Genomic DNA, 24,433 nt, shown 5'->3' with positions numbered 1-24,433 from the left:
GCAAGGAACCGGGCGGCCACCGAATCGGTTGCGGGTCGGGCTCAGTGACCCAGCTCGGCGCCGGCCAGCGCGCTCTCGTGCAGGTCCCGGGTGCGGATGAAGAGGAAGCCGGCCAGCGCGCCGGCGGCCGCCACCGCGCCACAGCCCACCAGCACGTCGGTCAGCCCGTGCACGAAGGCCGCGCGGGCCGCCGCCTGGACTGCTGCACGCAGCTGGGCCGGCACCGTGGCGGCCAGCTCCCGGCCGCCGCCGGCCGCCACCGCCTGCCCGGCCGCCTGGGCCTGCCCACCGAGCGCGGCTCCGGCGGCGGAGTGCGCGAAGGCGTCGGTCACCCGGTGCTGGAAGAGCGCGCCGAAGCCGGCGATCCCGATCGCGATGCCGACCTGCTGGAAGGTCTCGCCGATGCCGGCCGCCATCCCCGCCTTGGCCGGCTCGGCCACCCCGATCGCCAGCGAGGACCGGGGCGGGTTGAACATGCCCATCCCCAGGCCGGTCAGCAGCATGGCGGGCAGCAGCGCGGTCCAGTCACTGCCCGGCTCGACCAGGCCGACCAGGAAGAGCCCGGCCGACATCATGGTGATCGCGGTGCCGACCAGCAGCCGCGGCGAGACCGAGGCGGTCAGGCTGCCGGTGACCGCTGCGGCGACGAAGAGGGTCAGGGTCAGCGGCAGGAAACGCAGACCGGTGGCGAGCGGCGAGTAGCCCAGCACGTTCTGCATGTAGGAGACCTCCAGGAAGATCGCCGACATGCCGGCCGCGTTGCCGAGCAGGGTGGCCACCGAGATCCCGTTGAAGGTGCGGTTGCGGAACAGCCCGAGGTCGAGCATGGCCGCGGCGCCGAGCCGCCGCTCGATCAGGGTGAACAGCACCAGCAGCAGCACCGCCCCGGCGAACATGCCGAGCACCGCCGCACTGGTCCAGCCCAGCGCCTCGCCGCGCAGGAAGCCCAGCACCAGCAGCCCGAGCGCGGCGGAGAAGACCAGCAGGCCGGCCCAGTCCACCCGGTGCGCGGCGGGGTCGCGCGACTCGCCGATCCGCAGCGCGCCGAGCACCATCGCGACCAGCCCGATCGGGACGTTCACCAGGAAGATCCAGCGCCAGCCGACGCCGTCGGTGAGCGCGCCGCCGATCAGCGGCCCGAAGGCGATGGCCAGCCCGGAGACCCCGCCGAAGACGCCGAAGGCGAGCGCCCGGTCCTTGCCCCGGAACTCCTGCCCGATCAGCGCCGGGCCGACCGCGAAGAGCACCGCGGCACCGACCCCCTGGAGCCCGCGCGCCAGGTTCAGCAGCAGGATGTCCGGCGCCGCACCGCAGGCCAGCGAGGCCGCGATGAAGACGGCGAAGCCGATCCCGTAGATCCGCTTGCGACCCAGCCGGTCGGCCAGCGAGCCGCCGGTGAGCAGGAAGGCGGCCAGCGTCAGCGCGTAGGCGTCCAGCACCCACTGCAGGTCGGAGAAGCCGGCGTGCAGCGCGGTGCGCAGGTCCGGCAGCGCGACGTTCACCACGGTCAGGTCGAGCATCAGCATGAAGGTCGCGATCGAGACGATGCCGAGCGTCCACCACCGTCCGGCGGACTTGGCGGCCGGCGCGGTGGCGCCCGCCTCGATGACGGTCGGTGCGATGGACATCGGAAACCCCCAGCAGTCGATGCTTAGATCATCGAAAACTCGATGATTAGTGAAGCTAGTGATCCTGATTCCGACTGTCAATCCCTGTATGATCTGTACTCCCGACGATGGGCCACCCCGCAGCGACAACCGCCGCACATGCCGAAGGGCCGCCGATCGGTGATCGGCGGCCCTTCACCCGGCCCTCGACGGGTCGTGGCGGCTACTCGGTGCGGCGCCGGGACAGCGCGGCCGTGCCCGCCGCGGTCAGCAGGGCCAGCAGCGCGGCGACGGCGGGTGCGGCGAGCGGGTAGCGGACCTCGGCCCGCAGCGAGCCGGACACCAGCGCCCGCACCGCCACGTTCGCCGGCGAGAACGGCACCACCAGCACCAGCACCGAGAGGCCGAGCGCGGCCAGGATCCCGTACGAGCCGCGCAGCAGCACCGGACGGTGGCTCAGCGCCCCGACCGCCAGCCCGACCAGCACGCAGCAGACGGCCGCCAGCAGCCCGGCCAGCGCGGCCCTGGCCCACGACACCTCGCGCCCCGGGATGATCGTGGTGCGCCCGCAGACCAGCCAGATCGCCGCCACCGCCACGACCGCCAGCACCAGCCCGGCGATCAACGCGGCGGCCAGCGAGGCCAGTTGCACTCGGGCCGGACCGGCGGCCGCCACCCGGCAGGCCCGCGCCTGCGGCGGGTCGGCGGTCAGCGTGCAGCGCACGTACCAGGCGGTGATCGGCACCAGCAGGGCGGCCGCGTAGCCGAGGCAGTCCATCATCGGCTGGTCGCCCGAGACCCCCAGGCCAAGCACCAGCAGATAGCCGAGGAACGGCGGCAGCCAACGCTGGGAGCGCAGCAGCAGCTCGACCTGATAGCGGATCAGCGCGCTCACCGGGCAACCTCCGGTGCGTCGGCGGGCTCACTCACGGGCTTGCCCACCGGCGCACCGTCGATCTTGCTGACGTCCAGGATCCGCAGCTCGGCCGGGGCCGTGAGCAGTCGCCGCAGCAGCGCGTCCGACTGCCCGGCGGCCACCCGCAGCAGCACCGTGCCGTCCGGCCGGTCCTCCCGCTCGGGTGTGCCGGGCAGCCACTCGGGCAGCTCGCCCGCCGCGACCAGGACGCTCATCCGCTCGCGCGGCTCCTCGGCACCGGGCGGCTGAACCTCCGTCAGCCCGCCCTGCCGAAGCTGGAAGGCGCGGCTGGTCAGCCCGGCCAGCCGGTTCGGGTCATGGTCCACGAAGAGGACGACGCCGCCCGCCCCGGCCCGCTCCATCGCCGCCTCGTCCAGGGTGGTCCGGGCGGCCTGGTCGAGCCCGGTCCAGGCCTCGTCCAGCAGCAGCACGTCGGCCTCGGCGAGCAGCGCCTGGGCCACCGCGACCTTCTGGCAGGTGCCTTTGGAGAGCCGGGCGAGCGGGGTGCCGGCCCGATCGGTGATGCCGAAGCGGTCCAGCCAGAACTCCGCGCGGTCGGCCGCCACCGCGGTGCTCAGCCCGTGGATCCGGCCGAGATGGCGCAGATAGCCGGCCGGATCGAAGGGCAGCGCGGGCGGAAAGCGCTCGGGGACGTAGGCCCGGCGCCCGGCGACTCGCAACCGGCCCCGGCTCGGCGGCTCGATCCCGGCGACCAGCTTGAGCAGCGTCGACTTGCCGCTGCCGTTCACTCCCTCGATCCGCACCAGTACTCCGGGCTCCAGTGCCAGGCCCACCCCGCGCAGCACCCAGGGGCCCGAGCGCCCGTACCGTTTGCCGACCTCCGTCAGCCGCAGCGCTTCCATCCGGCCTCCCCCGAAAATTCGGTCGCGCCCGATCGGGACGGACCGCAGACTGCACCGGTGAACAGTGCGTCCGATCGTACGGCGAGTGTCCTGGTGTCCTGTGGCGAACAGCAGTTGGGGGTGGTGGGACCGTTCACCGTGGCGGGCCGGCCCCGCTGGCACGACGTGCAGCCGGTGGCCGAGCGGCTGACGGCGGTGCTGGGGGTGCCGACCGTGGTGCTGCGCCTGCTGGACGTCGAGGGCGGCGCCGACGGTCAGGGCGGGCTGGTGCGCTACCACGCGCAGGCCCTGCGCGAGCCGGTCACCGGTGCGCTGACCCGCCCCGCCACGGCGGACGAGTCGGCGCTGCTCGCGCCGCACCCGCGCCGCGCCGAGTACGCGACCGCCGCCGGGGTGCTGGCGGCGCTGGCCTGGGCCGAGCAGGCGCTGGCCGGGCTCGGCCGGCCGGCGGTCGGGCCGGTGGAGCAGGTGAAGACCTGGAACCTGGCCGGGCTGTTCCGGCTGCCCACCGCCACCGGGCCGGTCTGGCTGAAAACCGGGCGCCGGTTCGCGGTCGACGAGGCCGAGGTGATCGGGCTCTTCGCCGCGGTGGACCCGCGGTTCGTCCCGGCGGTGCTGGCCGCCGACCCGGCGCGGCGGCTGCTGCTGCTCGACCACGTCCCCGGCGCGGACTGCTGGGGCCCGTCGGCGGCGGTGGTCGAGGCCGCGGTGCCGCGGCTGGCCCGGGTCCAGGCGGCGCTGGCCGCGCGCCGGCCAGGCCGACCGCCCGGCGGGCTGCCGGACCGCTCGCCGCGCCTGCTGCCGGCCGCGCTCGAAGCACTCCTGAACGGCCCGACCGGGGCCGAGCTGACGCCGGACGAGCTGACCCGCGCCGGCCGGCTGCTCGACCGACTCCCCTCACTGGTCGACCGGTTGACGGCCTGCGGGCTACCGGAGACGGTGCTGCACGGGGACTTCCACCCCGGCAACTGGCGGGCGGCCGGGCCGGACTCGGTGGTGCTGGTCGACTTCGCCGACAGCTGCTACGGCCACCCGGCCCTCGACGGGCTGCGGCCCAAGAGCTTCACCTCCGCCGAGCGCTGGGGCCAGGCGGCCGAGGCCTGGTGCGCGGCCTGGCGGACCCTGGCCCCCGGCTGCGATCCGGTCACCGCCCTGCGCCTGGCCGAGCCGCTCGCCCACCTCGCCCACGCGGTGCGCTACCAGGAGTTCCTCGACGGGATCGAGCCCAGCGAGGAGCGCTACCACGCCGGCGATCCGGCCGCCGAGCTGCGCGCGGCACTGGCGGCCGCCGAGCAGCTCCGGTAGCCGCTACCGGGCGGCGGCCAGGTCGGCGTTGTCCTGCCAGGCGTAGAGCTGGTCGCCGTCCAGCGCCACCCGGTAACTCCCGCAGTGCGCGCCGGGCTTGGCCGCCATCCGGCCGGCCGGGAACCAGGTGGCGCTCAGCTTGACGGCGCCGGCCCCCGGCGCACCGCTGGCGCACCCGGCCGGCAGCACCCCGCCCGGCAGGTGGGCGCGCAGCAGGCGGTCGCCGCCGGTGGTCGACATCTTGTACCGGACGGCCGTCGCGCCGTCCGGCAGCCAGCGCGGCACCGAGGCCCGCGCCGTCTTCGCCTGGGCACCGGAGCTGTAGTTGGACTCCTCGATGTGCCGGCTCGCCAGCACGTCGCCGGCCATCGGCACCAGGGCGACACCCAGCACGCCGAGGCCGAGGACGGTCACGGTGACAGCGGCGACGGTGGCGGTCCTGGGCGGCATGAGCGGTCCTTCGGACGATGGGCTGATGGCTCCATCCTCCCGAGCGGGTGGGCGGCCCGCGTCGCTCCCGGGACGGAGAGCGCGTCTCCACCTTGGGGCGCAGCCTCTCAGCCTTGAGGCTGACCCGCCCGGCACCGGCCCCCGGTCATCCGGCGGGGCGCGCGACACGCCACCCGCTCGGCCGCCCGGGTCCACGCCTGGCGCCCCCGTTCCGGCTATCCATGGAAATGAGTACTAATCCGGACAATACGGACAGAGACTCAGGACTGAGGGAGCCCGCCGTGCACCTGACCCTGCCGCCCCGGCCACTGGTCATCGTCCCGGACACCTGCGGCCTGGTCGACGAGATCGAGGCCTACCTGGCCTCGCTGCCCGGTCCGACCCGGCCGCCCGCGCCGTACGTCTGCCCGAACATCTGCCGCTACGGCCAGGTGCTGCGGCCCTGGAACGCCGACCACCCGCTCCCCCGCCGCACCCTGCGCGACCGGCTGACCCGCCGCCCGGCCCGGCCCGCCCCGGTCAGTGCCGCCGACCACCTGCGCCTCACCTCGCGCTACCTGACCCAGTACGGCTGGCTGCAGGGCGCGATGTGGGATCCGGCGGGGCGGGTCTGCCTGCTCGGCGCGCAGGCCGCCGTGCTCGGCCACGGCTACGGCACCGCCAGCACCGTGCGGACCGCCCGAGCGCAGGTGATGGAGGTGCTGCACGCCACCGGACGGCCGGTCAGCTCGCCCGACGAGTACAACGACCGCCCGGACACCCGGCCCGCCGACGTCCACCGCCTACTGGAGCACGCGGCCCTGCGAGCCGCACGCCTTCGGCTCTGACCAACGATCACCCCTCCCGGTCCGGCCCCTGCGCCCGCAGCCGCCGCACCTGCTCCAGCGAGTCGCGCAGCTCGGTCAGCCAGCTGTCCGAGTGCTTCTGCACCAGCCGCACGCACCAGGCCAGCGCCTCGCTGCGACTGCGCGCCACACCGGCCTCCACCAGCGTGTCCAGCACCTGCCGCTCCGGCTGCCGCAGCCGGGTCATCACCGGCGCGGAGACCGTGGTGAACAGCCCCCGCACCCCGTCGCACTCGACCCCCCAGGACACCTTGCGCCCGTACCGGTGCTCAGCCTCCCGGGCCACCCCCATCCGCGCCTCCCGCGTACGCTCGCGGAACTCCGCGATCCGCCCCTCCACCGCGGCCCGCCGCTCGGCGTCCGACACCTCCGCCGCAAGCTCGGGCCCGGGAATCCGCCCGATCACGGTGATCTCCTCGCGGTCGACCGCGACCTCCGCGAGTTCGGTGAACAGACCTTCAGGCAGTCGTCCGCCGAACCAGCCGCGGACCGCCTCGAACTCCTTCTCTGTAATCATGTAATCAGTCTTACTCGCCACCTCGGCCACGGCAAGCGCCCGACAACGCGAAGAGTCCCGCCCGATCGGATCGATCGAGCGGAACCAGCGTCCGGCTATGAAGCCCGCGCCTGGCTGCCTCCCGGCAGGCCGAACATCTGTAGGCAAGGGGACAGCCCGCTGATCGAGACCGGGACGTATTGGTGCGTCTCCCAGCGCTCGCGGGCCAGCCTGAGCCGTCTCGTGGTCGTGGGTCGGCCACGGACCACGTGACGGTCGATGCCGTCGAGTTCGTAGCCGTGCCTCTGGGACACGGCGAACGAGGAGGTGTTGTCCTCGAAGGCGCCCGACGTCGCCTCCAGCGCGTTCAGGCCGGCGAAGGCCAGGTGCAGTACGGCGGCGCGCATCTCGGTGCCGATCCCTTGGCGCTGATACCGCGTGCCGAGCCAGGAGCCGGTGCTGACCTGCCGCAGCACGGCGAAGTCGCGGGCGGCGACGGTCTGCAGGCCGACGACCTGGCCGTTCTCGAAGACGGCCAGGGTCAGGGCCCAGTTGTCCGGGGACCAGGTCCCTCGGCGCAACCAGTGGTGCTGCACCACCGAGCGCGCCCGTTCCGCCGGCGGAAGGTCGGTCCACGGCACGAGGAAGGGCATCCGGTCCGGCTCGTGGATGCCTTCAGCCGCCAGGTTGGTCAGCTCGGCCAGCTCGTTGTCGCCGGGCAGTCGAAGTTCCAGGCGGGGCGGGTTCAGACGCAGTCCCAGCAGCGGCCAGTGATCAATCAGCATGCTCATTGTTGAAGACGCTGGCAGCTCCGGTCACCTGATTTCCGGTGCGCCTAGCTAGGGTTCGGCTTGAGGACCGCCGATGATCGATTCGTGACCGGGGGATGGCACGTGGAGCGTGAACAGCTCGCTGGGCTGCTCGGCGACCAGACCGAGGCGTGCGGTCCGGCATCCGATGCTCTGCTGGGAGGCGGCGATTTCGTCGTGTGGGACGGCTCGGTACCTGCCGGCTTATTGGCGCGGACCTACGCGGTGCGGCTGGAACGCACCCGGGCGAAGGGCATTGAGAAGCCGTTGCTGGCCTGCGCAGGCGTCAAGCAACGGGGGCGGTGACGTGGCGGAATCGGGTGCTGCGAGCTGGGCGATGCCGCCGACGCACCTGGCGGTCGAACACGAGCAAGTCGGCGAGCTCACAAGGCTGTTAGACGGCGGGGCGGACCCGAATGAGACGTGGTCGAACATGACGCTGCTGTTGCACGCCATCGACATCGAGGCGGACGGCTCCAAGCAGACTGGCGAGCCGCTGACAGCCGCCTGCACCGCAGTCCTGCTCGCCTACGGGGCGGATCCCCAGCTTCCTGGACCTGATGGAACCCTCCCGTTGTGGTTCGCCCGTCGATGCGGACACGAGCTCGCCGAGCGCTTGTTGACGGCGTGGGCTGCCCGGGCTTCCTGAGCGACTCCAAATCTGGAGGCGTGGGGAACTCGCCGGGCGGTACGGTGCGGCACATGACCGTGGACGCCGCCTCAGCGCAGCCGTTGTTGCTTCTGGACGTGGACGGGCCGCTGAACCCATACGCCGCGAAGCCTTCTCGCCGTCCGCGCGGGTACGAGACACACCGGCTGTTGACCCCTCGCTGGGTTGCCGCCGAGCGGCTGCGGCTGTCCGCCTGGGGCACACCGAACAAGCGGCCCAAGCCCTTGCGAGTCTGGCTGAACCCCGATCACGGTCCCGAACTGGCGTCGCTGCCTTTCGATCTGGTGTGGGCAACGACATGGGAGGAGGAGGCCAACGCCTACGTTGCTCCCGTCCTCGGCCTTCCCGAGCTGCCGGTCATCACCTGGTCCGCGCCCCGGCCCGAGCCGGACGGCGGGGTGTTCTGGAAGACCCCGGAGATCGTCGCCTGGGCGAGCGGGCGCCCGTTCGCCTGGTTGGACGACGAGATCACGCAGGCGGACCGGGACTGGGTCGCCGTCCACCATGCTGGTCCGGCCCTGCTGCACCGGGTCGATCCTCGGCTCGGACTGCTGCCGGAGGACTTCACGGTGCTGCACGCCTGGGCTTCGGGCCTGGCCGCCGGCGGAGGGGTCAGTTCCCGGTTGCCCACTCAGCAAGCCTGATCTTCACCTGGCAGTTGTGCTCCGCGTGCCAGATGACCTCGCCGGTCACTACGGCGCCGACGAGAGGAAGGGTGGCGTCGCGAGGCATGGCCGTGATCTCGGCAAGGCCGATCGCGTCCTGGAAGTCGTTGATGGAGATGAAGACACCGAAGGGCCTTCGACCGATGACCTCGCCGGTCACGTGGGTTCCAACAGGCAGAGCCTGACACGTCGCGGACCAGCCCGCCCGCGCCCGCGCTCCAGCTTCAACGCCGTCGTCAGGCCACGAGTACTCGTTCACCCTTCGATCATGCCAGAGTGCAAAGTCACCAGTGGGGGTGACCAGGCCGCCAACAGATACCGCGAAGATCGCTTCCCGCACACTCAGTGATCGTTTCCCGAAAGCGCGATCCGGCCTACGTGTTGGCTGCGTTCTGCCGCCACGGACGAAATGGTCGAGGACGTAGTGCGCGAGCCCTTCCGGCCAGAGGTACTAACCGTCGGTGAAGTCACGGCAGCTGTTGAGGGGCGAGCAGACCCTGCACCTCGACGAGCCCGTCCAGCCCCTGCACACTGTCCGCAGTTACCGACCTCTCGATCCGCTCTCCGCAGGACCTGGCGGACGTCGCCGATCGCTTCAACCGCCGCCCACGCAAAACGCTCGGCTGGGAAACCCCAGCCGAGCGTCTGACTGAACTCCTCGCGGCCTGGACGACCGACCACGTGTTGCAACGACTGCTGGAAACCGACGGCGAGGACCGGGCAGGGCCCTTGGATCAGGTGGCGCGGTGGGCTCAGCCGGCGCTGAAGTAGCCGAACAGGTCGACCGCCACGTGGGTGTTGCCCGCGTGGTTGAAGACCGCGAAGTTCCCGTTGGCGTCGAGCCCGGTGATGACGTGGTTGGCCACCGTCACACCCGGCGTCAGGTTGAGGTTGCTGGTGCTGGGCACGCCCGTGCCGTCCGCGCGGACCGCCAGGTAGCTCGGCGTGTCCGGCCCGATGGCCGTCACGTTGACTACGGCGGACGTCGCGTTCGCCGGCGCGGCACCGACCCCACGGGCGCCGACCGGCAGCCAGCTGTTCGCGCCGAGCGGGATGTCGGCGCCCTCACGGGTGTCGACCAGCCGGGACGGGGTGACCGGCGTGAACAGGCCCGTCCCCTCGGGGCTGTAGTAGCCGAACAGGTCCACCGCGATCTGGGTGTCGGCGCCGTGGCTGAACACCTCGACCTTGCCGTCAGCGCCCAGCGGGACGATCACCTGGTTCGGCACCGTCTGCCCCCGGGTGAAGTTGAGGTTGCTGGTCCACGGGTTCGCCGTGCCGTCGGCGAACGCCGACACGTAGCCGTCCGCGTCCGGGGCGATCGCCGTCACGTTCAGCACGGCCGCCGTCGCATCGGACGGCACACCGTCGACCCCCGCCACCTGCACGGCAGTGGTGGCCTCCGACGCCAGCGGGGCACCCGGCCGGGTGTCCAGCAGACGGGCCGGCGTCGTGGCGGTGAACTTGCCCGCCGCACCGGGCGTGTAATAGCCGAACAGGTCGACCACCAGATCCACCGAGCCCGCGTTGTTGCGGGCGTAGACGTAGCCGTTGGGACTGAGAGGCACGGTCACGAGGTTGGCCACCGTCGCGCCAGCGCTGAGGTTCAGCGACGACGTCCCCGACCCCAGAGCCGGCGAGACGTCGATGTGGGTGTCGGCCGTCGCATCCGTCGCGGTGACGTTGAGCACCACCGCCGTGGCGCCGACGGGCAGCGCCGGAGCGATCACGATCGACCCGCCGGGCCCCACCTTGCCGGACTGGGAGCTGAAGGGCAGGCGGGTGTCCACCAGCCGGCTCGGGGTCAGGGCGACGAAACCGCCGGGCTGTGCAGCGGCCTGCACAACCTGCTGCACCTCCTGCGAGCGCCCCGCCTCGTCCGTGACCGTCAGCGTGGCCGTGTACGTCCCCGGCGTCTGGTAAGTGTGGGTAGTGGAGGCGCCGGAGCCGGTGGTGCCGTCACCGAAGTCCAGCGCGTAGGTGGTCACCCGCCAGGTGCTGGCGGGGACCGAGGCGGTGAACGAGTAGGTCAGCAGCTGGCTGGCCGGCCTCACCGTCAGGACCGGAGCCAGCGGCGCGAGGTCGGTCGCCACCACCGGGGTCGGGGCGGCGGCGGTCACGGTTCCGCCGACACCGTCCGTGACCGTGACCGAGGCCGTGTAGGTCCCCGGCGTCAGGTACGTGTGGCTGAACTGCGCCTGCGTGGTGACGACCGGCGCAGTCCCGTCGCCGAAGTCGTAGGTGTAGGTCAAGGTCGTGTTCCAGCGGTTGCTCGCCGTCGCATGCGCCGTCACCGCCAGCGGCGCCGGCCCCTGGGCGGACAGGTACTGGGCGCCGCTCAGGCTGAGGGAGACCGACTGCAGGCCCACGAACTCGACGGCTCCGCGGTCGCGGAAGCCGCCGGCGCCGACGCCGGTGTTCGCAACGGTCGGATCGTCGACGGGCGCGTGACCGACCAGGTCGGTGGCGAGGACTCCGGGAGCCTGCGCATTAGCGGAGTCGACGGCCGCGGATCCCTCCAGCAGTCCGACATGCGTGCCGGCGATGTTGTCGAACCTCACGGCACTGTCGACATCGTGTGGCGCCTGACCGGTCGCGCTCTGCAGCGCCGCCGGAGAGCTGTAGCCGGTACCTGCCCAGCTGTAGGAGGACTGGCCGCTCAGCGGGTGGACGATGTTGTAGTCCACCGTGCTCTGCACGACGGAGTCGGCGGAGAGCGAGATCAGGGTGCCCGAGCCGGTCGTGCAGTTACTGTCGCTGACGATGATGTTGTTCTGCACCGAGGCACCCGAGGAGGCTCCGGTCAGACTCACTCCCCCGTGACACTGGTAGCCGATCGTGTTGTTGGTGATCACGGTACCCGGCGCGTCCGCCACCGTGAGTGCCGGCCCGCTGTTGATGGCGCCGATCTCGTTGGTGCTGATCAGCGTGGACTGCGCCCCGGCGGAGACGGATACGCCGAACCCGGCCTCCATCTCGTTCCTGGTGATCGAGACGTGGTCACTGTGGCCCGAGACCACCACCGATGCGGGGTAGGGGAGTTGCGCGCCGATCGTCAGCCGGGCGCTGATGACGTTGTTGTCGACGGTGACGCGGCTGGAGTCGGTCACGGAGACCGGCTGCAGCGCGTTGGTGAAGCCGAACCCGGCGAACGTGATGTCGTGCTGGCCGGCGATGCTCACCGCGTGCGGCCACGGGTTTCCGCCCGGGCCGTAAAGACCCTGGATGGTGGCTCCCGGGCTGCCGTCGGGGTTGCTGCCGACGAAGGTGATCGGCTGGTCCGGCGTCCCGGACCGGGTGAGGTCCACCTCCCCCTGGTAGCCGAACCTGCTCGGCGTCACCCGGACGGTCTGCCCGGGCTGGACGACCTTGGCGGCGGCGGAGATGGTGCAGTACGGCTGGGTCTGGGTGCCAGTGCCCGCATCGCTGCACTGGCTGCCCGGATCGTTGTTGACGTACAGCGTGGTCGGCGCGTCGGCGGCGGCCGGCAGGGCTGGCAGTCCGAGCAGCGTGATGGCAGTCGCAACGGCGAAGCCGGCGACATGGCGAAGGCGCAAAGTGGGATCCCCGAATCGGCGAACTGGCGTGCGCATTCTCCTCGCCAAGATCGACTGCTACAAGCCTTCCCTCTGCTCTCGACCAAGCCGTGATCGTCCCCTGCCGTCAAGCGGGCCAGCCTGATCGCCAAGACCGCAGGGCTCGCCTCCACCGCCTCCCCGGCCGCCGCAAGCGGCAGTGACCAGGACTACGGCGGACTCACCCCGATGCCGCTTGCCGCCAACGGACTTCCGCCACCGCCCGGCTGACGAGCCCTCCGCCCGCATCCCGAAGAGCCCGCTCCCCGGTCGCCGTTGGTCTCCATCCCAGCGGCGCCCCTTGCATCCCGGAACACCCCCGAACCACCACAGCAGGCCACTGAACACCGCTCCCGAAGGCCAGCCGAGTTCGGACACCACCTCGAACAAGCCCCCGCAACGCAAAGATCCCGCCCAGTCCTTACGGACCGAGCGGGATCTCGTGACCATTCACGAGTCAGAACCGTGAACAGTCGTTGGGTGGAGCTGAGGGGATTCGAACCCCTGACCCCCTCGATGCGAACGAGGTGCGCTACCGGACTGCGCCACAGCCCCAACGAGAAGAAACAATAGCACCTTCTGAAGGGGGCCCGTGACCACCCCCTCGCTGGTGGGACGGGGTGGGCTACTCGCCCGCCGCGCGTGGGCGGGCGGCGGGCGGGGTCTCGTACTGGTCGAAGAGCGGGGTGTGCGTGGACTCGGCGGGGCGGCCGGAGGTCCAGGTGCCGGGGGCCGCGAGGTCGAGGCCGCGGGTGACCCGGGGAGCGACTGGCGCGGTGACGTAGGTGGGCAGCGGGACCGGGACCGGCTCCCAGGAGTCGGGGCCGGCCGCGGCGCGCTCGCGCAGGCCGTCCACCCACTCCTGGTGGTCGGTGGCCTCGACCAGTGCCTGCCGGGCGGCGGGCGGCTCGGGCTGAGCGGCGGCGAACCGTGGCTGCGGGTGCTCGCGCTCCGGCTCGATGACGATCGGCGCGGTGGCCGTCGCGAGGGTGGGCGCCGACCGGGCCTGCTCGCGCTCGCGCACCCGCTGGGCGGCCTGGGCGGCCCGGACGCGGTCCAGCTTCACCTCGTAGCGCTGGCGCTCCAGCCGGCGCAGGTGGCCGATGTAGAGGGTGAGCAGCAGGGCTGGCAGCCCGGGCGCCCAGAGGAAGCCGACACCCGCCACCGCGGCCACGATCGCGCCGAGCGCGAAGGCCAGGAAGAGCACGGTGACCATGCGCCGGCGCCGGGCCAGCACCCGTGCCCGCCGGTCGCCGGCCGGATCGGCCACCGGGCTGGAGGGCCCCGCAGGCACAGTCGACGGCGCCGCTGATGGCGCGCCGGAGGGCACGGCGCCGCTCGACGGGGGGTCGGCCGACGGTGCGTCAGCCGACTCGGCGTCAGGGGTGCCGTCGGAGGTCGTGGTGGGGTCGTTGTCGCCCAGGGCCCGGGACGCCCGGCGCTCCATCGCCGACCGCCCGGCGAGCAGGCGGATGGCGGTGCTGAAACGTTCGGTCGGGCGCGCTTCGTTGAGCTCGTCCTGCCTGCGGAGCCACATGGGCACCAGATAGGCAGCCCAGGCCCCTACGATGACCGCGTAGATGAGGCCGCTACTGCTCACGTTTCACACCGTACGGGCGTTGGGTAAGGGTGGGCAGCAATTTGGCGCGGCGTGTCGCACCGCCAAGCTGATTCTCTGACTATTTTGCCGGAATTTGTCACCGCTTGCCGGGCCGGCGATGCCATATCGATATGATTTTCGAACACTTATTCAATTACCTCGAACGCCAACGTTCCAGCAGTCCTTCCGGGACTTCCTCGGCCGTCAACGCGTAGACCAGGTGGTCGCGCCAGTCCCCGTCGATGTGCAGGTAGCGCGGCCGCAGCCCCTCGGAACGGAAGTCGAGTTTCTCCACCACCCGGCGGCTGGGCCGGTTCTCGGGGCGGATGCAGACCTCCACCCGGTGCAGCCCGAGAACCTGGAAGCAGTGGTCCACCGCGAGGGCCACGGCGGTCGGCATGATGCCGCGGCCGGCCACCGCCTCGTCGACCCAGTAGCCGACATTCGCCGAGCACATCGAACCCCAGGTGATCCCACCGACCGTCAGCTGGCCGACCAGCTCACCGCGGTAGAGCACGACGAAGGGCAGCATCCGCCCCGCCGCCGCCTCACGGCGCAGGTAGCGGACCATCTGACGGTAGGACGGCCGTGGCCCGACCAACCGGCCCAGCGGCACCGGCGGGACGGTGGCCTCCCACCGCCGCAGCCAGTCCCGGTTGCGGCGGCTCGCCTCCTGCCAGGCGGCGCCGTCGCGCAGCCGGATCGGGCGCAGCACGATGTCGCCGTCCCGCAGCTCCGCCGGCCAGCCGGCGCTCAGTTCTCTCCCCCCGGCTGCAGCGGCGGCCGCGGGTGGTCACCGCCCGCGAGCTGGTCGACGGCGTGCGCCAGCAGCGGCTCCAGCACCGCGAGGCCGTCGCGCACGCCGCCCGTCGAGCCCGGCAGGTTGACGATCAGGGTGCGCCCCGCCAGACCGGCCAGGCCCCGGGAGAGCGCCGAGGTGGGCACCTTCTCGCGCCCGTAGGCGCGGATCGCCTCGGCGATGCCGGGGATCTGACGGTCGATCACCTGAGCGGTCATCTCGGGGGTCAGGTCCATCGGCGAGATGCCGGTGCCACCGGTGGTGAGCACCACGTCGTAGCCGGCCGCCACCGCCTCGCGCAGCACGTCCGCCACCGGGTCGCCGTCCGGCACCAGCCGCGGGCCGTCCACCGTGAAGCCCATCCGGCCCAGGCCCTCGACCAGCAGCGGGCCGCCCTTGTCCTGGTACACCCCGGCCGAGGCGCGGTTGGAGACGGTGACCGCGAGCGCCCTCACGAGCCCTCACCGCGCGCCCAGTCGCCGCTCTTGCCACCGGTCTTGGTGAGCACCCGGACGTCCTCGATCGCGGCGGCCTTGTCGACCGCCTTGACCATGTCGATCACGGTCAGCCCGGCCACCGCCACCGCGGTGAGCGCCTCCATCTCGACGCCGGTGCGGTCGGCGGTGCGCACGGTGGCGGTGATCTCGACGGCCTGGTCGGTCACTTCGAGGTCGACGGTGACGCCGGAGATCGCGATCGGGTGGCAGAGCGGGATCAGCTCCGGGGTCTTCTTGGCGCCCATGATCCCGGCGATCCGGGCGACCGCCAGCGCGTCCCCCTTGGGCAGGCCCTCGCCGCGCAGCAGCTCGATCACCCGTGGGGCGACCCTGACCCGCCCGGCCGCGACCGCGGTGCGGACCGTGGTGGCCTTCTCGGAGACGTCGACCATGCGGGCGGCGCCCGTCTCGTCCACGTGGGTCAGGCGGTCGCCGGGTGGTGTGGTCACGTCAGTTACTCCAGCAGAACGGGGTGAATACCGCGCTACCGTACCGCTCCGCCCGCGCCGGATCGCCGTCGGTCCGTCAGTGGGACGGTGGCGCTAGGCCGAAGGGCCCAGCACCGCCGTACCGCGGGACCGCTGGACGGCGGCGGTCAGTCCGCCAGCAGGACGACCTTGACGCGCTCGCCGGCCGCCACCGCCACCGCGTCCTCATCGACCACGATCAGGCAGTTCGCCCGGGCCAGCGCCCCGACCAGGTGCGAGTCCGCGCCGCCGACCGGCGCCACGGTGCCCTGGTCCCCGTCGTACCAGCCGCGCAGGAACTGCCGCCGCCCGGCCGGCGAGCGCAGCGCGCCGGTGCAGACCGCGCGGGTCACCGGGCGGTGGACGTCCGGAGCGCCCAGCATGGTGCGGATCACCGGGCGGACGAAGAGCTCGAAGGAGATGTACGCGCTCACCGGGTTGCCCGGCAGCGCCAGCAGCGGGATGCCCGAGACGCCTTCGCCGATCCGGCCGAAGCCCTGCGGCTTGCCCGGCTGCATCTTGAGCTTGCGGAAGTCCATCCCCGCGTAGTCCGCGAAGACCTCCTTGACCACGTCGTAGGCCCCGACGCTGACACCGCCGCTGGTGACGATCAGGTCGGCCCGGCCCAGCTGGTCGTCCAGCACGCCGCGCAGCACCGCCGCGTCGTCCGGCACCCCGCCGACCCGGTAGGCGATCGCGCCGGCCTGCTGGGCGGCGGCGGTCAGGGTGAAGCTGTTGGAGTCGGAGATCTGCCCGGGGCCCACCGGCTCACCGGGCTGCACCAGCTCGCTGCCGGTGGAGAGCACCACCACCCGGGGGCGCGGGTGGACCCGCACGGTGCCGCGGCCGATCGCGGCCAGCAGCCCGAGCTGGGTGGGGCCGAGCCGGGTGCCGGCGGTCAGCACCGTCGCGCCGGCCCGGATGTCGCTGCCCCGGCGGCGGATGTGCGCGCCCTCGGCGACGTCCTGGAAGACCCGGACCTCCTCGCCGGCCGCCGGCGGGGCCATGGTGTCGGCGGCCTGTCCGGTCCCGCTGCCGCCGTCGGTCCACTCGACCGGGGCGACGGCCTGGGCGCCGGGCGGCATCGGCGCGCCGGTCATGATCCGGGCGGCCTGCCCGGGGCCGACCTTGGGCAGTTCCGCCGCACCCGCCGCGACCTCGCCGACCACGGCGAGGACGGACGGGTAGCGGGCGGTGGCGCCGACGGTGTCGGCGGTGCGCACCGCGTAGCCGTCCATCGAGCTGTTGTCGAAGGGCGGCAGGTCGCCGTCCGCGACCACGTCCTCGGCCAGCCGGCAGCCCTGGGCGTCGAGCAGCTGCAGTTCGATCGCCGGCAGCGGGGCGACGCCCGCCAGCACGTCGGCGAGGTGCTCATCGACGGTCCAGTGGCGCTGCCCGGGCGCCTCGGCCCCGCACGCGTCCGGAGTGCTGCCGTGCTGCTCGGTCATCGCCACCGACGCCTCTCGCTCGTCGCCGCCGCGGCCGGTCGGCCGCGGCGGCTGCCCAACTCTGCGGCTCTGCTCAGTCCTGCATCTCGCTGCTCACGAACTCCCGCAGCCAGCTGCGGAAGTCCGGGCCGAGGTCCTCGCGCTCGCTGGCCAGCCGGACGATCGAGCGCAGGTAGTCCGCGCGGTCGCCGGTGTCGTAGCGGCGGCCCTCGAAGAGCACACCGTGCACCTGGCCGCCCTCCGCCAGGCTCAGCGTGGCCAGCGTGCGCAGCGCGTCGGTCAGCTGGATCTCGCCGCCGCGGCCCGGCTCGGTCTTCTTCAGCACCTCGAAGACCGCCGGGTCGAGCACGTACCGGCCGATCACCGCGTAGTTGGACGGCGCGTCGGCCCGCTCCGGCTTCTCGACCAGGTCGGTGATGTGGAAGACGTCCGGGCCGAAGCCGTTCGCCTCGACCGCCGCGCAGCCGTACAGGTGGATCTGCGCCGGGTCGACCTCCATCAGCGCCACCACCGAGCCGCCCAGCTCCTGCTGGACCTCGATCATGCGGGAGAGCAGCGGGTCGCGCGGGTCGATCAGGTCGTCACCGAGCAGGACGGCGAACGGCTGGCCCGCCACGTGCTGCTCGGCGACCAGCACCGCGTGGCCCAGGCCCTTGGGGTCGCCCTGGCGCACGTAGTGCATGTTGGCCAGCGAGACCGACTCCCGGACCCGGCGCAGCTTGTCCACGTCGCCCTTGCGGGAGAGCAGCTCCTCGAGCTCGTAGGCGCGGTCGAAGTGGTCCTCCAGCGCGCGCTTGTTACGGCCGGTGACCATCAGTATGTCGGAGAGGCCGGCCGCGGCCGCCTCCTCCACCACGTACTGGATCGCCGGCTTGTCGACGACCGGCAGCATCTCCTTGGGCGTGGCCTTGGTGGCCGGCAGAAAGCGCGTCCCGAGACCAGCGGCAGGCACGACGGCCTTCGTGACGGGCAGGCGGGGATTCGTCGTCGTCATGCGTTGACCTTACTCAGGCAGGATGACCGCCCTGACCGGTGGCGAGGTCGATCGGCTACGCGTGGACCTCGTCAGCACCGGTCACGGCAGCGACAGTACGGGCGGCACCGGCCTGGACGATGGGGCCCGGACCGGCACAGGGCGACAGGTTACCGTGCCTTTCCGCGCTCATTGCCCGGGTACGGCCCCGCTCCGCGAGCTCCGCCCGCTCCACCCGCTTGGCCGCGGCCAGCGCCCGGTCGGCGGCGCGCAGCAGCGGCACGGGGTGGCCGCCGTCGGCGGGCAGCACCGCGATGCCGGCGGTGGCGCGCAGGCCGTTGCCGCTGCCCGGCGCCGGGTCGGCGGACCAGGGGGTGCCGGACCAGTCGAGCAGCCGGTGCCGGCGCACCGTCCAGCAGAGCCGCTCGGCGACCTTGGCCGCGCCGGCCCGGTCGGTGTCGGGCAGCAGCACCAGGAACTCGGTGCCGCCGTACCGGCCCAAGGTGTCCGTGCGGCGCACCTCCAGGCTGAGCCGCTGGGCCAGGTCGCGCAGGATCGCCTGGGCCCGGCCGCGCCCCTGCTCGGCGGTGACCAGCTCGAACCCCTCGACCTCCAGCAGCACCACGGCCAGCTCCCGTTGCGGCTGGGTGGGCGGTCGGCGGCCGCAGCGCGCCACCTCGCGCTCCAGGGTGCGCTTGAGCAGGTCGAGGTTGGCCACGCCGGTCAGCGGATCGCGCACCGCGCTGTCCGCCAGCTCGGCGCAGCGGCGCTCCAACTCGGCGAGCCGTCCGCGCAGGCCGCTCTCGCGGGCGGCGGCCGAGCGGGCCGCGCGGCGCAGGCGCACGGCGAGCAGCGTGCTGAGCCCGGCCAGCGGTGCGCTGAGCAGGGCGGCGGCCTGCACCAGGAGCTCAGTGGACATCGGACTCCCTGCCGGGTACGGGTAACCAGAGGATCGGCCTGCGAGAGGATCAGCGGACCACCCGCGCACCGAGGAGCGGCCATGACCGACGATCCCTTGTACAACGACAAGGCCGCCCTGAGGTCACACCTGCTGGCCGAACGCCGCGCACTGTCCCCCGAACGGCGGGCGGCGGCCGCGCTGGCGCTGGCCGAACGGGCGCTGCCGCTGCTGCCCGGGGGTGCCACGGTGGCCGCCTACGTCTCGGTGGGCGCGGAGCCGGGCACCGGGCCGCTGCTCGACCTGCTGCGCGAGCGGGGCGTACCGGTCCTGCTGCCGGTGCTGCTGCCCGACAACGACCTCGACTGGGCGCCCTACCAGGGCCGCGAGCGGCTCGCCCCGGCCGACCGGGGCCTGCTGGAGCCGATGGCGCCGACCCTCGGCCCGGCGGCGATCGCCACGGCCGGCCTGGTGCTGCTGCCCGGTCTCGCGGTGGACCGGCGGGGACTGCGGCTGGGCCGCGGCGGCGGCTCCTACGACCGGGTGCTGGCCCGGCTGGCCCGGCTCGGCGCCGAGCCGCTGCTGGCCACCCTGCTCTACGAGTCGGAGCTGCTGGACCTGCTGCCCACCGAGCCGCACGACCGACCGGTGCACGCCGCCGTCACCCCGGCCGGCGTGCACCGCTTCGACCCTCGCGTCACGGGGTCAGGGTGAGCTTGTTCTTCGTCGCGGCGTTCACCGAGCTGCTGGTGTAGGCCCAGGTCAGCAGCTTGCCCTGGGACCAGAGCGCGGTCTGGTCGTCGTAGTTGGGGCTGAACGCGTGCCCCGACTCGCCGCCCACGTTGATCCACCGCGAGGCGTCGAAGTCGCTCAGGTCGACCACCATCCGCATCGACGGGATCCAGTCCACGTCGTAGCCCTCGGCCGCCGTCCAGCCCGCCGCGTCGACCGCGGCCGAGCCGCCGCCGAGGTTGACCGGGCCGCGGTTGAGCAGCCGGTGCATCACGCCGGAGAGGAACCCGGAGTTGTCGATGCCGAGCGTCTGGTTCTTGAGGTTCAGCTGGTGCAGCCGGCCCCAGCTCCAGGTGGAGACGTCCTTGCCGAGGTGGGCGGTGAGGTCCTGGCGGGCGTCCTTCATCGCCTCCTTGAGGATGTTGTCCAGGCCGTGCTGCTGCTGGTGGTTGGAGTCGATGTAGCTCCACCAGGGGCTGTTGGGGTTGCCCAGCTGCTGGCGGACCACCTCCATCCACTGGTCACCACCGTCCGGCTGCGCCTGGCTCGGGTTGCGGGTGCCGCACTGGTTCACCACCCGGGTCTCGCCGCCCACGGTGCCGGCCGGCTGGTTCGGGTCCGCCTTCTGCTGGACCAGCAGGCAGTCGCCCTGCGCGCGGACCGAGGCCGGGAACTTCTGCCCGAAGGCCAGGATCAGCAGCTGGCGCCAGACGCCGTTGTAGTAGGCGGCGGCGGCCGAATCGGCGTCCTGGTTGTAGTTCCAGTCCTTGAGCAGGTCCTGCGCCTGGCGCACGTACGGGTCGTTGATCTGCTCCTTGAGCAGCATCGGGACCAGGGTCTTGGCCATCACGCTGGTGTTGTCCAGCTGCATCGACTGCATGTCGTCCGGCGAGATCTTGCCGCCGTTGGCCAGCTTGGCGTTGATCTGGTCGGTGATCTCCTTGGCCCGGGTGCCGTACTCCCAGTCCGTGGTGATCAGGTACTTGTAGGACGGGTCGACCACCGGCTGGTTGGCGGTGACGATGTAGCCGGAGGTGGGATTCTCCTCATACGGCAGGGACTTGAACGGGATGTAGCCCGTCCAGTTGTAGCTGGAGTCCCAGCCGGGGGCCGGGTAGCTGCCGTCGCCCTTGCCGCGGATCGGGATCACGCCCGGGGCCTGGTAGCCGATGTTGCCCTGGGTGTCGGCGTAGATCAGGTTCTGCGCGGGGACGGAGAAGTTGGCGGCCGCGGCGCGGAAGTCGTTCCAGTTGGTCGCCTGGTCGAACCCGAGGATGGCGTCCATGGTCCGGCCGCTCTTGCTGTCCTCGTCGAGCCCGGTCCACTTCAGCGCCACGCCGTAGCCGGTGGTGCCGCGGTCGGGCGCCGCGTTGCCGACCGGCGCGTAGGTGCCGACCTGCTGCTGCTCGGTGCTCTGGTCGGAGATCAGCGGGCCGTTGTTGGTGGTCCGTACGGTGATCACCCGGTCCGGGCCACCGGCCACCTTGATGGTCTCCTGGCGGGTGGCGAACTGCTGGTCGTTTCCGTTGACCAGGTAGGTGTTCGGCCCGGTGACCTTCTCCAGGTACAGGTCCGCCACGTCGGCGCCCATGTTGGTCATGCCCCAGGAGATGTTCTGGTTGTGACCGATCATCACCCCGGGCATCCCGGCGTAGGTGAAGCCGGTCACGTCGAACGGGCAGCTCGTGCTGACGCTCCGGCAGTGCAGGCCCATCTGGTACCAGTCGTTGGGCATGCTGGGGCCCAGGTGCGGGTCGTTGGCCATCAGCGGCTTGCCGGTGGTGGTGTTGGTGCCCGCCACCACCCAGGAGTTGGAGCCGATGCCCGAGCCCTGCGGGCCGAGCAGCTGCGGCAACGAGCTCATCTGGTCCGAGACGTTCTGCAGCAGGCCCTGGGTGACGGCCGCGCTCTGCTTGGTGCCGCTCTGGTTGGTCGAGCCGGGCGGCGGCTGGTAGCCACCGCCGGCGTCGACGGTGCCGGTCGGCACGATGGTGCCGTTGCGGGTGTAGGGGTAGTCCGGGTAGAGCTGGGCGAGCTGGTCCGGGGTGAAGGTCTGGCTCAGCAGCGAGCGGTCGATCTCCTGCTGGACGTTGCCCGAGAGGTTCCAGGCGATGGCCTTGAGCCAGGCGACCGAGTCGACCGGGGTCCACTGCTCCGGCTTGTAACCGCTGTGCACCGTGCCGAGCAGGGTGTACTCCAGCGAGGCGCTGGCACCGCCCGGGTGCTGGCTCAGCCAGGCGTTGACACCGTCCGAGTAGGCCTGCAGGTACTGCTTGGTCTGCGGGCTGAGCTGGGTGTCGTACTCCTGCTGCGCGACGTTGCGCCAGCCCATGGTGCGCACGAAGGCGTCGGCGTTCACGTCGGCGGCGCCGAACATCTCGGAGAGCCGGCCCGCGGTGATGTGCCGCCGGACGTCCATCTCCCAGAACCGGTCCTGCGCCTGGACGTAGCCCTGCGCCTTGAACAGGTCGGCGGGCGTGTCGGCGTAGACCTGCGGGATCCCGTTGGTATCCCGTTCGACGTCCACCGAGGACCCCAGGCCGGGGACCTTGACGGTCCCGCTGAGCTGCGGCAACGAGGCTTGCACGGTGTGCACCGCGTACCACCCGCCGGCGCCGGTGCCGGCCACCAGGAGCACGACGAGCACGAGCACGATCAGACGGGCGCGCCGGAACTTCTTGGGAGAGCGGGGCGAGCGGGGCATCTGGGTCCTAGCGGCAGAGAGCGGAGCAACGTCACAGAGGTGGGTCGGGCCGTGGCCGCTCACCACATTAGGACGACTCGGGTGGCGCGAGCGCACGGGGGACACCCACGGTGGAACCAGAGGGACCCTACCGGGCCCGCGTGAGGGGGACGGCTCACCCGTCCAGGTCAAAGATCAGGTAAAATGTTAGACTGGTTAACGATCCATCCGGTGACCATCCGCGGATGGTCGTCCGCCAGTCCGCTCCGGGCCGCCCACCAGGCCGTTCGGGGCGTTTCGTGCCACCACAGTGACCCCTCCCGCGCCGCCGGCCGACCTTCGAAGGCCGCCCCCGACCCTGAGGTGCCCCTGCGTGACCGTTGACCACCTGAACAAGCTGCTGCTCGAATCCTCCGTCGTCCTGCTGGTCGCCGTGGTAGCGGTGCGCCTCTCCACCCGCTCCGGCCTGCCCAGCCTGCTGCTCTACCTCGGCATCGGCGTGGTGATCGGCCAGAACGGACTGGGCGTCACCTTCAACAACGCGGAGCTGACCCAGGTGCTCGGCTACGCGGCCCTGGTGGTGATCCTGGCCGAGGGCGGTCTGAAGACCAGCTGGCGCGAGATCAAACCGGTGATGCCGGCCGCCACCGTGCTGGCCACCTTCGGGGTGGGGATCAGCGTCTTCGCCACCGCCGCCGGCGCGCACTGGCTGGTCGGCCTGGACTGGCGGATGTCGCTGCTGCTCGGCGCGATCGTCTCCTCCACCGACGCGGCCGCGGTCTTCTCGGTGCTGCGCACCGTGCCGCTGCCGAGCCGGCTGAGCGGTCTGCTGGAGGCGGAGTCAGGGTTCAACGACGCGCCGGTGGTGATCCTGGTGGTCGCCTTCGCCACCACCGGGCCGTTCGACTCCTGGTACGTGCTGGTCGGCAAGATCCTCGCCGAGCTGGCGATCGGCGTCGCGGTCGGCCTGGCGGTCGGCAAGCTCGGCGCGCTCGGCCTGCGGCACGTCGCGCTGCCGTCCAGCGGCCTGTACCCGATCGCGGTGATGGCGCTGACCTCGCTCGCCTACGCGGGCGGCGCGCTGCTGCACGGCTCGGGCTTCCTCGCCGTCTACGTCAGCGCGGTGCTGCTCGGCAACGCCAAGCTGCCGCACGGCCCGGCGGTGCGCGGCTTCGCGGACGGGCTGGCCTGGATCGGGCAGATCGGCATGTTCGTGCTGCTCGGCCTGCTCTGCACGCCCGCCACGATGGGCTCGGCGGTGGTCCCGGCGCTGGTGATCGGGCTGGTCCTGGTGCTGATCGCCCGGCCGCTCTCGGTGCTGCTGACCCTCACCCCGTTCAAGCTGCCCTGGCAGGAACAGGCGCTGCTCAGCTGGGCCGGGCTGCGCGGGGCGGTGCCGATCGTGCTGGCCACCATCCCGCTGGTGGCCGACGTGCCGCGTGCCCAGGACGTCTTCAACATCGTCTTCATCCTGGTGGTCGTCTTCACGCTGGTGCAGGGCCCGACGCTGCCCTGGCTGGCCAAGCGGCTGCGGATCTCCGAGGGCGCGATCGGCCAGGACCTCGGCATCGAGTCGGCGCCGCTGGAGCATCTGCACGGCCACCTGCTCTCGGTCTCGCTGGCACCCGGCTCGCGGATGTCCGGGGTCGAGGTGAGCGAGCTGCGGCTGCCCGCCGGGGCCGCGGTGACCCTTGTGGTGCGCGAAGGCAGCAGCTTCGTACCGGACCGCACGACGGTGCTGCGGGAGAAGGACGAGCTGCTGGTGGTGACCACCACGGCGGCCGAGGAGGCGACCGAGCGGCGGCTGCGCGCGGTGGACCGGGGCGGAAAGCTGGCGGGGTGGCTGGCGGGGAAGTGAGGGCGGGGGCTCGCCTGTTCTGGCGAGGCGCTTTTCTATGCGCGTAGACAAGGCCGTCCCGTCCCCGTAGACTGACCGCGGGTACGCATCACCCGTGCGCACCCGGCACAGAGGTATCTACAGACACCCGCAACATCTGCCTGAAGCAGAGTTGGCGCGACCGCTCGGCGGCCGCGGTCCGCAGCAGTTCCTGGCCCCCCGCTTCCGCCTGGCCAGCCGGACCCGGTAACAACCCCGGTCGACGCGCGAGAGGACGACTCTCGGCGCCGTCGGGGCT

The 24,433-nt window shown here is 72.2% G+C and carries 23 protein-coding genes and 1 tRNA gene; 7 read left to right on the top strand and 17 right to left on the bottom strand.

All coding sequences use genetic code 11. The features are described from left to right. Nucleotides 1-41: 41 nt before the first annotated feature. The 3 genes from ABH937_RS12805 to ABH937_RS12795 all read right to left on the bottom strand — a co-directional run bounded on the left by ABH937_RS12805 (nt 42) and on the right by ABH937_RS12795 (nt 3,386). Entirely contained in the window at nt 42-1,628 is a 1,587-nt protein-coding gene (locus ABH937_RS12805; RefSeq protein WP_280689569.1) for a DHA2 family efflux MFS transporter permease subunit, read from the bottom strand. A gap of 202 nt (nt 1,629-1,830) precedes the next feature. Continuing rightward, the gene (locus tag ABH937_RS12800; protein ID WP_280689570.1) at nt 1,831-2,502 is read right to left on the bottom strand and encodes an ABC transporter; all 672 of its coding nucleotides are present in this window, start codon (nt 2,500-2,502) and stop codon (nt 1,831-1,833) included. After that, complete coding sequence (locus ABH937_RS12795) at nt 2,499-3,386, bottom strand: ATP-binding cassette domain-containing protein (protein WP_370218248.1); 888 nt, start codon at nt 3,384-3,386, stop codon at nt 2,499-2,501. Before ABH937_RS12795 ends, ABH937_RS12800 begins: the two co-directional genes overlap by 4 nt. Nucleotides 3,387-3,443: 57 nt before the next feature. Here ABH937_RS12795 and ABH937_RS12790 point away from each other — a divergent pair, with 57 nt between their 5' ends. Beyond that, nucleotides 3,444-4,691 carry an aminoglycoside phosphotransferase family protein gene (locus ABH937_RS12790; RefSeq protein WP_370218247.1) on the top strand — a complete coding sequence of 416 codons (1,248 nt, stop codon included), beginning with the start codon at nt 3,444-3,446 and terminating at the stop codon, nt 4,689-4,691. 3 nt (nt 4,692-4,694) lie between these two features. Here the strand turns inward: ABH937_RS12790 and ABH937_RS12785 are convergent, their stop codons facing one another. After that, a complete protein-coding gene (locus tag ABH937_RS12785) occupies nt 4,695-5,141 on the bottom strand; it encodes a hypothetical protein (protein WP_280689573.1) in 447 nt (148 codons plus the stop codon). Between the two features lie 281 nt (nt 5,142-5,422). Here ABH937_RS12785 and ABH937_RS12780 point away from each other — a divergent pair, with 281 nt between their 5' ends. Beyond that, nucleotides 5,423-5,968, top strand: coding sequence for a hypothetical protein (locus tag ABH937_RS12780; protein WP_280689574.1), 546 nt, complete (start codon nt 5,423-5,425; stop codon nt 5,966-5,968). Nucleotides 5,969-5,975: 7 nt separating this feature from the next. Here the strand turns inward: ABH937_RS12780 and ABH937_RS12775 are convergent, their stop codons facing one another. Next, on the bottom strand, nt 5,976-6,503 hold the full coding sequence (locus ABH937_RS12775) for a hypothetical protein (protein WP_280689575.1): 528 nt from the start codon (nt 6,501-6,503) through the stop codon (nt 5,976-5,978). Between the two features lie 95 nt (nt 6,504-6,598). After that, nucleotides 6,599-7,267 (bottom strand): GNAT family protein, encoded by a 669-nt coding sequence (locus ABH937_RS12770; RefSeq protein WP_280689576.1) that lies wholly within the window; start codon nt 7,265-7,267, stop codon nt 6,599-6,601. Nucleotides 7,268-7,375: 108 nt separating this feature from the next. Here ABH937_RS12770 and ABH937_RS12765 point away from each other — a divergent pair, with 108 nt between their 5' ends. The 3 genes from ABH937_RS12765 (at nt 7,376) to ABH937_RS12755 (ending at nt 8,605) form a co-directional block, all read left to right on the top strand. Beyond that, on the top strand, nt 7,376-7,597 hold the full coding sequence (locus ABH937_RS12765; protein ID WP_280689577.1) for a hypothetical protein: 222 nt from the start codon (nt 7,376-7,378) through the stop codon (nt 7,595-7,597). Between the two features lie 127 nt (nt 7,598-7,724). After that, the gene (locus ABH937_RS12760) at nt 7,725-7,940 is read left to right on the top strand and encodes a hypothetical protein (RefSeq protein ID WP_348533646.1); all 216 of its coding nucleotides are present in this window, start codon (nt 7,725-7,727) and stop codon (nt 7,938-7,940) included. A gap of 53 nt (nt 7,941-7,993) precedes the next feature. After that, nucleotides 7,994-8,605, top strand: coding sequence for a hypothetical protein (locus ABH937_RS12755; protein ID WP_280689579.1), 612 nt, complete (start codon nt 7,994-7,996; stop codon nt 8,603-8,605). Here the strand turns inward: ABH937_RS12755 and ABH937_RS12750 are convergent. From ABH937_RS12750 to ABH937_RS12705, 10 genes are all read right to left on the bottom strand, one after another. Further along, entirely contained in the window at nt 8,574-8,885 is a 312-nt protein-coding gene (locus ABH937_RS12750) for a hypothetical protein (protein WP_280689580.1), read from the bottom strand. The two genes, ABH937_RS12755 and ABH937_RS12750, sit on opposite strands and share 32 nt — an antisense overlap. 493 nt (nt 8,886-9,378) lie before the next feature. After that, the gene (locus ABH937_RS12745; protein ID WP_280689581.1) at nt 9,379-12,183 is read right to left on the bottom strand and encodes a PKD domain-containing protein; all 2,805 of its coding nucleotides are present in this window, start codon (nt 12,181-12,183) and stop codon (nt 9,379-9,381) included. A 499-nt stretch (nt 12,184-12,682) separates the two neighbouring features. Continuing rightward, nucleotides 12,683-12,756: transfer RNA gene (locus ABH937_RS12740), tRNA-Ala, on the bottom strand. 70 nt (nt 12,757-12,826) lie between these two features. Further along, nucleotides 12,827-13,801 carry a gephyrin-like molybdotransferase receptor GlpR gene (glpR, locus tag ABH937_RS12735; protein ID WP_370218246.1) on the bottom strand — a complete coding sequence of 325 codons (975 nt, stop codon included), beginning with the start codon at nt 13,799-13,801 and terminating at the stop codon, nt 12,827-12,829. Between the two features lie 154 nt (nt 13,802-13,955). Then, entirely contained in the window at nt 13,956-14,558 is a 603-nt protein-coding gene (locus ABH937_RS12730; protein WP_280689869.1) for a GNAT family protein, read from the bottom strand. Then, on the bottom strand, nt 14,555-15,055 hold the full coding sequence (locus tag ABH937_RS12725; RefSeq protein ID WP_280689583.1) for a MogA/MoaB family molybdenum cofactor biosynthesis protein: 501 nt from the start codon (nt 15,053-15,055) through the stop codon (nt 14,555-14,557). The genes ABH937_RS12730 and ABH937_RS12725 overlap by 4 nt, the downstream gene beginning before the upstream one ends. Next, entirely contained in the window at nt 15,052-15,489 is a 438-nt protein-coding gene (gene moaC, locus ABH937_RS12720; RefSeq protein ID WP_280689870.1) for a cyclic pyranopterin monophosphate synthase MoaC, read from the bottom strand. Before moaC ends, ABH937_RS12725 begins: the two co-directional genes overlap by 4 nt. Before the next feature lie 203 nt (nt 15,490-15,692). Beyond that, the gene (gene glp / locus ABH937_RS12715) at nt 15,693-17,012 is read right to left on the bottom strand and encodes a gephyrin-like molybdotransferase Glp (protein ID WP_280689584.1); all 1,320 of its coding nucleotides are present in this window, start codon (nt 17,010-17,012) and stop codon (nt 15,693-15,695) included. A gap of 73 nt (nt 17,013-17,085) precedes the next feature. Next, entirely contained in the window at nt 17,086-18,006 is a 921-nt protein-coding gene (gene galU, locus ABH937_RS12710) for a UTP--glucose-1-phosphate uridylyltransferase GalU (RefSeq protein ID WP_280689585.1), read from the bottom strand. A gap of 55 nt (nt 18,007-18,061) precedes the next feature. Beyond that, nucleotides 18,062-18,904 (bottom strand): GGDEF domain-containing protein, encoded by an 843-nt coding sequence (locus ABH937_RS12705; protein ID WP_370218245.1) that lies wholly within the window; start codon nt 18,902-18,904, stop codon nt 18,062-18,064. 81 nt (nt 18,905-18,985) lie between these two features. On the opposite strand from ABH937_RS12705, the gene ABH937_RS12700 reads away from it, so the two are divergent. Next, nucleotides 18,986-19,597, top strand: a complete 612-nt coding sequence (locus ABH937_RS12700; RefSeq protein ID WP_370218243.1) for a 5-formyltetrahydrofolate cyclo-ligase — start codon at nt 18,986-18,988, stop codon at nt 19,595-19,597. Here the strand turns inward: ABH937_RS12700 and ABH937_RS12695 are convergent. Next, a complete protein-coding gene (locus tag ABH937_RS12695) occupies nt 19,581-22,319 on the bottom strand; it encodes a penicillin acylase family protein (RefSeq protein WP_370218242.1) in 2,739 nt (912 codons plus the stop codon). The two genes, ABH937_RS12700 and ABH937_RS12695, sit on opposite strands and share 17 nt — an antisense overlap. Before the next feature lie 352 nt (nt 22,320-22,671). Here ABH937_RS12695 and ABH937_RS12690 point away from each other — a divergent pair, with 352 nt between their 5' ends. Further along, entirely contained in the window at nt 22,672-24,156 is a 1,485-nt protein-coding gene (locus ABH937_RS12690) for a potassium/proton antiporter (protein ID WP_280689589.1), read from the top strand. Nucleotides 24,157-24,433 lie beyond the last annotated feature (277 nt).

Source organism: Kitasatospora sp. GAS1066B (genome assembly GCF_041262605.1).
Lineage (GTDB): Bacteria > Actinomycetota > Actinomycetes > Streptomycetales > Streptomycetaceae > Kitasatospora.
The sequence above is the reverse complement of the archived record's forward strand: the minus strand, read 5'-3'. Positions and strand labels throughout refer to the sequence as shown.